The sequence below is a fragment of the Chroococcidiopsis cubana SAG 39.79 genome (assembly GCF_003991895.1).
In the GTDB taxonomy this organism is placed as follows: domain Bacteria; phylum Cyanobacteriota; class Cyanobacteriia; order Cyanobacteriales; family Chroococcidiopsidaceae; genus Chroococcidiopsis; species Chroococcidiopsis thermalis.
Map to the genome: position 1 here is coordinate 11,020 of NZ_RSCK01000113.1, position 7,494 is coordinate 18,513.

The window sequence follows — 7,494 nt, forward strand, 5'->3', positions numbered from 1 at the left end:
TTATTGATGGTTTAGCATGAATAAAGATCGATTTTGCGGCATTGCGACGCACTTGCCAATCTGGATCGGTAGTGAGTGCTTGCGTCAATAATGCGATCGCTTCTTCATCAGCCAAGTGACCCAACGTTAAAGCTGTCGCACGTCTTACACTGCCATCAGAATCTTGCATCAGCTTTAGGACTGGCGGACAACGTTGAACTTGGTTTAGATAAGATAAAGTCGTTACCGCCGCCTCTCGCAGTTCGGGATTTTCTGACTTGAAGAATTTGACGATCGCAGGTAAACATTGAGCATCATGGATTTTGCGTAAAAGAATCAGGATGTTGGATTGTAGATAGAAATTTTCTTGTTGTAGGGAATCTAGTAAAAGTTGTAGATGTTCGGGAGCAATTAACTCGCCTAACGCCGACAACGCTTCGCTACGAATTTCTGCGTCAGGTGAAGCAAGACATGGTATTAAAGCGGGAACTACAATAGGATTGGCAATTTCCCACAGTGCCTCGATCGCAATTTTTTGCACGGCAGTACTTTCGTCTTGCAAAGCAGTTATTAAAGCATCGATCGCATCTTCTTCTCCCAAGTGTTGCAGAGTTTTGACAGCAACTAATACCAATTTACTCTTTGACTACGACAAAAGAGATCCCCCCAACCCCCCTTATCAAGCAGGGCTGATCTATTGAGGGAAGAAAATAAATAATGGAGGAGTAGTTTAATTGCATACTCGGTCTGATGAGTTTGATTGAGCATCTGCAAAGAGTACGGGATTTCCGTACACAACCGCGTTATCCGTTGTGGGTAGTGTTAGTGTTGGTGATTATGGGCACGATGAGCGGTTGCAATGGATATCGTCCGCTAGCAGACTTCGTGTCACGCCACCAATCACTGTTGTTAGAGTTGTTGAAATTGCCGAACCAACGACTACCAAGCAAGCTCGACGATTCGGCGAGTCATGGTGCGGGTGGATTTTGTGTCTCTAACTGAGGCGTTCAATGCCTGGGCACAAGAGACATTTACACTAATGCCCTTAGAGCAAATTGCCATCGATGGCAAGAGCATCAAAGCCAGCCTGAGCGATTACGACTCTGCTTATCAAGATTTTGTCAGTGTAGTATCTGCTTTGAGTGTGGCTCAAGGTGTGGTGGTAGGCTTAGAATCAATGAGAAATCATCAAAAGGGTGAAATCAAAACAGTGGAGATGTTGTTGGACAAGCTACAACTCAAGGGTGTGTGCTTCAGTTTAGATGCACTACACACCCAAAAAAACAGTCGGGCAAATCATCAGTAGTGAAAATGACTATGTGATTGCCGTCAAAGCTAACCAACCAAATTTACTGGCGTATTTGAGGACTCAATTTGAGCCAATTCCCCCCTTGAGTGTAAATCTCCACATCGAACAATGCCGCGACCGATACACCCAAAGGAAGGTGAGCGTTTTGGACACAATTGCTGGGATCGAACCGCAATGGCTGGGAATACAACAGATGATTCGAGTCGAACGTACTGGCACAAGGGCAAATCAGCCGTTTAGTGAAACAATGTTCGATCGTCAGTTCTCTGGCAATTGATGCGACAGGATTTGCACGACTGATTCGTTCTCACTGGCAGATTGAAAATCGCCTCCACTGGATTAAAAATGTAGTACTTCACGAAGATTGCTCTCCCTGATGTGATGGTCATGCCCCTGTCAATTTTGCCATTGTGCGAACCATTGCACTCAATCTCTTCCGCTTCAATGGTTTTGACTCAATTACCCAAGGGATGCGTCATTTAGCTCACGATCTGAGTCGTCTATTTTCCTTTCTTCAATAGATCAGCCCTGCCCTTATCAAGGGGGGCTAGGGGGGATCTTCTGTAGCATAGTTTTAGTGAAATGGTATTAGTTTTCTCTTAATGAGCTAGTAGGAGGATGAATAAGGGAATCCGTGCAGATGAAACACTTGTTACGTGCAGCTCAAGCTGAGTATGCCAAATTGGAGAAACCTTTAACTGATGCAGAAGTAGGTAGTTGGACTCGCTCTGAAGTTTAGGTGAAGGTAGCATATTTACAATTAGTTTATCTGTTACATATATTTTTCTATAACATGCTTCCAAATCGAGTAAGCCTGACCGTTTAAATGCACTCCATCTAGCGTGTAACATTCCTTTAGTTGATGCTGTTTGTCCGAGAGATAAGAATATAAATCGATATAGGTGAGTGAATATTCTGTTGCTAGTTGTTGTAGAGCAGAATTTAATTGTAAGATCTCGCGATCGCTGACATTCAAACCAGATTTAGTCCGATTAATTGGCAAAACACTTTGAATGAAGATTTCAGTCTGAGGACTGCGATCGCATATCTCAACGATTATCTTTTGATAATCCACCAAAATTTCTACTGCCGATTGCTGGTAATGAATAAAATTGTTAATTCCAATCATTATGAAAATTTTGGCTGGCTGAGAACTCACAATGTCCTCAAGACGATTTAACACTCCCATAGTAGTATCGCCAGAGATGCCGCGATTTTTAACATGAGGATTTTCTAACAACTCAGTCCATTCGCATTCATCAGTAATACTATCTCCCAAAAATACGATGTCTGAATTGGATATTGGTGCAAGTTGAAACTGGCTAACTCTCTGTAAGTAATACGATGGATTAGCAACTTGAATTCTAAAGCGATCGCGGTTTCGAGCAGACCTTGAAAGTTTCCTTCGTAAATAAGAAACGCCTCCTTTTTTAGCGACAAATAATATTGCTAACGTTAAAGCCAGAGCATTTAAGCTAAGAGAAATAAATAAAGCGTTCATGGGTAGTTGGTAGTTGGTAGTTAGTGAGAGGGTTGTAGCTTTCTCACCACGCCTGAGCGCACCACGCCTGAGCGCACCACGCGCTTAAAACTCTATAAGTAGTAGGATGACACGCAGACAAGAAAACCACAAAATCTACAAATAGTGACAAAGAGGCGATCGTTAGTGATAAGTTGCTTGGAGGTTTGGTACGGTGGCTGTTTCTCCCAATTCACGCATGATTGCAATTTCTAAATTCGCTCGCCGTACTTGCCGTACTTGGTATTATCCAGTACTTGGTTCGATGGCTGCATTAAGTATAAGTGCAGGTAGCCCCGAAGTAGCTTTGTCGGTTCCGTGGGCAGAATTATTCCAGCAAGGAGCGCAAGTCGTCCAACTCTACAGGATTTCTGACCGAGATGAAGTAGAGTTAGGCAAGCAAATTAACCAACAACTCCTTAGCACTCAATTTCAACCCGTGCGCGATCGCGCCTTAAACGATAAAGTCAATCGCATCGGTCAAAAATTAGCTCAAACTAGCTCTCGTCCCGATATTCCCTATACCTTTCAAGTGGTAAAGGATAAAAGCATCAATGCTTTTGCCACCGCTGGGGGTTTTGTTTACGTAACCACAGGCTTACTAGAAGCTGTAGACAACGAAGCGCAACTCGCTGGCGTATTGGCACACGAAATCGGACATATTGCAGCGCGTCATACAGTAGAGCAAATGCGACAAACTGCGATCGCTCAAGGGTTAGCAAATGCAGCAGGAGTCGATCGCAACAAAGTCATAGCCTTGGGAGTTGAACTCGGCGTGCGCCGTCCGCGCAGCCGTCAAGCAGAATTTGAAGCAGATCGGCTGGGATTTGAGAATATGCAGCGAGCTGGCTACGATCGAAATCAAATGATTGCCTTTCTAGAAAAATTACGCAACCAATCTTCAATACCAGCTTTTTTAAGTACCCACCCAGCCACCAGCGATCGCATTGCCAGACTCCAAGGGGATGACGACGATTAACAGCGATCGGCGACCAGTGTAGAGACGTTACATGTAACGTCTCTACAAAGTAACGTCTCTACAAAGTTACCCATTACCCATTACCATGCAAAATCTTTGGTACAAAAACGCGATTGTCTATTCTCTCGATGTCGAGACATTTATGGACTCGGACGGCGATGGAGTAGGCGATTTTCCAGGACTGACTCAAAAACTAGATTATCTTGCAGGGCTGGGAATCACTTGCTTGTGGTTGTTACCATTTTATCCCTCGCCCAACCGCGATAACGGTTATGACGTAATGGATTATTACGGTGTCGATCCCCGGTTGGGGACGTTGGGCGATTTTGTCGAATTCATGCACAAGGCGCGGGAACGGGGAATTAGAGTTATAGTCGATCTTGTCGTCAACCATACATCGATCGCGCATCCTTGGTTTCAAGAGGCTAGGAGCGATCGCAACTCTAAATACCGCAACTACTACGTATGGTCGGATAATCCGCCGCCAGCTGACCCCAAGCACATTGCTTTTCCCGATGTGGAAGATAGCCTTTGGGATTACGACGATAAAGCAGGAGCGTATTACTTACACCACTTTTACAAAGAACAGCCAGATTTAAATATCGCCAACCCAGCCGTGAGGGAAGAAATTTGTAAAATTATGGGCTTCTGGTTGGAATTAGGAGTCTCTGGCTTTCGGATTGATGCTGCACCTTTTTTAATTCAAGGAATTGGCATTCCAGACGCAAAGCCGGAAGATTTGGAAGGTTTCTTGATTGAAATGCGAGAGTTTCTTGTTTCGCGGCGAGCTGATGCTATTTTACTTGCTGAAGCTAATGTCGATGCCGACCAAATTGGGGTTTATTTTGGCAATGGCGACAAAATGCAGATGCTATTCAGTTTTCTGTTAAACCAGCATATGTTTTTGGCGCTGGCGCGGCAAGATGCGGCGACTCTGGTTGAGGGACTGAAGATATTACCCGACGCTCACCATACCTGTCAGTGGCTCAACTTCGTCCGTCACCACGACGAATTAACGCTCGATCGCCTGCAAGAATCTGAAATTCAGGAAATCTTTCAAGCTTTTGCTCCTGAAGAAAATATGCAGATGTGGGGGCGCGGAGTTCGGCGCAGGCTACCACCCATGCTAGAGGGCGATCGCCAGCGAGTAGAACTAGTCTACAGTCTGTTATTAACTCTACCTGGTACGCCAATGCTGCGTTATGGCGAAGAAATTGGCATGGGTGACGATCTCTCTTTAGAGGGTCGCGGCAGCGTTCGCACGGTAATGCAATGGTCAAGTAAAGCAAATGGTGGGTTCTCGTCTGCACCAGCAGACAAATTAGCGCGTCCGGCGATCGACCGAGGAGAATATGGCTACCAGAAACTCAACGTGACTTCCCAACAGCGCGACCCTAATTCAATTCTTAGCTGGATGGAACGAGCGATTCGCACCCGCAAACAATATCCAGAATTCGGTTCTGGTAAGTGGAAAATCGTCGCCACAAATGAACCAAGCGTATTTGCTCACAGTTCTCAGCAAAATGGAAATACAGTCATCGCTATTCACAACCTATCCGCACAGCCGCGCACGATTACCATGAAATCGGCAGAAGATCCGCATTTATTAGATGTGTTTAGCGATCGCCCCTACGAACAGATGGATTGTCATTCTAACTCCATCGAAATCTCTGGCTACGGTTATCGTTGGTTTCAGGTAAATTAGAAAAATGACCGCAGGCGAGTTGCATCAATCGGAATCTAGATCTATCTACTCAGATGATGAATAACTCAGGTGCATCGAACAATCTAAAACCAAAGCATTTCCAGCCGGAACGGGGAGATGGTAGCAACCAAGCAATTCGAGTCTTGGTTGTAGACGACGAACAATCAATTATTGACTTGATCGAACTAGGTTTGCGCTACGAAGGGTTTGAAGTGCGATCGGTTCAACGTGGCTATGCAGCGATTGATGTAGCTAGCGCATGGTCGCCACAGCTTGTCATCTTAGATGGAAACTTGCCCGATCTAGATGGCTTTAATGTCTGTCGTCAAATCCGTCGGCAGAGTGATGTATTGATTATTCTGCTAACGGTGCGGGACGACTTAGCAGACAAGATCAAAGGCTTAGAATTGGGAGCTGACGATTATCTCACTAAACCCTTTCATTTTTCCGAATTGCTTGCCCGCATTCGTGCTGCATTGCGGCGACATTTAACGCCAACGAGCAATATACTAACCGCAGGAGCGATCGCCCTCAATCCAGATACAAGAGAGGTATGGCGTGCTGGCGTACCTGTCGAACTGACTCGTAAAGAGTTTAACCTGTTACACCTGCTAATGCAGCACCCCGACCGCGTTTTAGAGCGGCAAACAATTCTCGATCGCGTGTGGGGCTATGACTATTACGGTGACACAACGGTAATCGAAGTTTACATTAGCAATTTGCGAAACAAGCTAGACCGCGATCCACATGGTTTAATTCGGACTGTGCGTGGCATTGGCTATATGTTAAAAGTTCCGCCTGGAAAACATTTATCTGAACAACATTTAGATGCAGTTGCCATCAATACAGACAACCAAACCAGCTTATGAAACTGCGCTGGCGCTTAACGCTCAGCACTCTGACGTTGATTGCGCCTTTACTGCTGTTTTTATTTACCCACGATCTCTACAACCTGCGTAGCTTTTTGATCGAGCGTGAAAGTCTACGCCTACGAGCGCAGGCAAAGCCAGTTATTGATACCGAACTACTAAATCGGTCATTTGATGATGACAAACTCCGAGCGATCGCCGATCGACTTGCTACAGACCTCAGCTCAATTGAAACAGGAGCGTCAATTGTCGATCGCTACGGTCGAGAGATCGGTCGCCACAACAGCACGATTGGCGAACCAGCTGCGCCTCAGTTACCGAAAGATTGGTATGCATCAGCTTTGGCAGGCGAGCTAAAGCAAGACCACATTATAAAAGATAGAAATGGCAGCGATATCTTGGTGGCGCTCGTGCCGATTCCCCCGCGCCAAACGCCGCTGGGTGTAGCGGTGCTGAGTACGTCGCTAGAGAGCAGCTATCAATTGGTACGTCAGCACGTACTTTCTACCGTTGTAGCTTGTCTGATCTTGTTAACGATCGCTGTCATCGCTATTTTTCTCATGGTACGCAGCAATTTGCGCCCGCTGGAGTACATGGCTGTTGTAGCCTATCGGATTGCCCAAGGCGATTTATCTCAGCGGAGCAACCTCAAGCCAGGTATGAATGAAATCGGTCAACTGGCTCGCTCGTTTGATGAAATGGTCGATCGACTGCAAAGCGCCCTAGCCGTTAAAACGCAATCGGAAGACAGGTTGCGCCAGTTTTTGGCGGATGTATCGCACGAACTCCGTACACCGCTGACAGTCATTGGTGGCTATGCCGATCTGCTGCTGCGAGGAGTGGTAACAACTCCAGAAGAAAACACGCGCTTGCTGCGGGCGATGCGCCGCGAAATCAACCGTACCGAGCGACTAGTCAGAGATTTGTTATTACTGGTACGCAGCGATCGCGCGGCAACCTTTGAGATGCAAGCAGTCAATTTATCGGAGTTATGTACTGAAATTGCCGCTCAGTGTTCCCTGATGATGGGACAGCGAGTTTTCCAGAGCTATATTCCTAATGGGACTTTGTAAAGAAAGAGCGTGAAATCAGGGTAGAATACAAACCAAGACTCAGATTTACGTCAGTCTCGAC

Annotated in this window: 8 protein-coding genes and 1 pseudogene; 7 read left to right on the top strand and 2 right to left on the bottom strand. The window is 45.9% G+C overall.

Annotated elements, in window-relative coordinates; genetic code table 11:
- A pseudogene (locus DSM107010_RS32560) lies at positions 1-613 on the bottom strand (HEAT repeat domain-containing protein); the annotation flags it as partial.
- 116 nt (positions 614-729) lie between these two features.
- Between DSM107010_RS32560 and DSM107010_RS32565 the strand changes: the two are divergent.
- The 3 genes from DSM107010_RS32565 to DSM107010_RS32575 are packed head-to-tail and all read left to right on the top strand — an operon-like array spanning position 730 to position 1,565.
- Positions 730-981: a transposase family protein gene (locus tag DSM107010_RS32565; protein ID WP_084739136.1), complete on the top strand. Its 252-nt coding sequence runs from the start codon at positions 730-732 to the stop codon at positions 979-981.
- Positions 950-1,285, top strand: a complete 336-nt coding sequence (locus DSM107010_RS32570) for a hypothetical protein (RefSeq protein ID WP_051033159.1) — start codon at positions 950-952, stop codon at positions 1,283-1,285. Before DSM107010_RS32565 ends, DSM107010_RS32570 begins: the two co-directional genes overlap by 32 nt.
- Before the next feature lie 13 nt (positions 1,286-1,298).
- Complete coding sequence (locus tag DSM107010_RS32575) at positions 1,299-1,565, top strand: hypothetical protein (RefSeq protein ID WP_127024963.1); 267 nt, start codon at positions 1,299-1,301, stop codon at positions 1,563-1,565.
- A gap of 495 nt (positions 1,566-2,060) precedes the next feature.
- Here the strand turns inward: DSM107010_RS32575 and DSM107010_RS32580 are convergent, their stop codons facing one another.
- Positions 2,061-2,789: a GDSL-type esterase/lipase family protein gene (locus DSM107010_RS32580; protein WP_106168002.1), complete on the bottom strand. Its 729-nt coding sequence runs from the start codon at positions 2,787-2,789 to the stop codon at positions 2,061-2,063.
- 193 nt (positions 2,790-2,982) lie between these two features.
- On the opposite strand from DSM107010_RS32580, the gene DSM107010_RS32585 reads away from it, so the two are divergent.
- From DSM107010_RS32585 to DSM107010_RS32600, 4 genes are all read left to right on the top strand, one after another.
- On the top strand, positions 2,983-3,786 hold the full coding sequence (locus DSM107010_RS32585; RefSeq protein ID WP_015152959.1) for a M48 family metallopeptidase: 804 nt from the start codon (positions 2,983-2,985) through the stop codon (positions 3,784-3,786).
- A gap of 85 nt (positions 3,787-3,871) precedes the next feature.
- Complete coding sequence (locus tag DSM107010_RS32590; RefSeq protein WP_106168001.1) at positions 3,872-5,491, top strand: alpha-amylase family protein; 1,620 nt, start codon at positions 3,872-3,874, stop codon at positions 5,489-5,491.
- Positions 5,492-5,544: 53 nt separating this feature from the next.
- Entirely contained in the window at positions 5,545-6,360 is an 816-nt protein-coding gene (locus DSM107010_RS32595) for a response regulator transcription factor (RefSeq protein WP_241994436.1), read from the top strand.
- A complete protein-coding gene (locus DSM107010_RS32600; protein ID WP_241994437.1) occupies positions 6,357-7,433 on the top strand; it encodes a histidine kinase dimerization/phospho-acceptor domain-containing protein in 1,077 nt (358 codons plus the stop codon). Before DSM107010_RS32595 ends, DSM107010_RS32600 begins: the two co-directional genes overlap by 4 nt.
- Positions 7,434-7,494 lie beyond the last annotated feature (61 nt).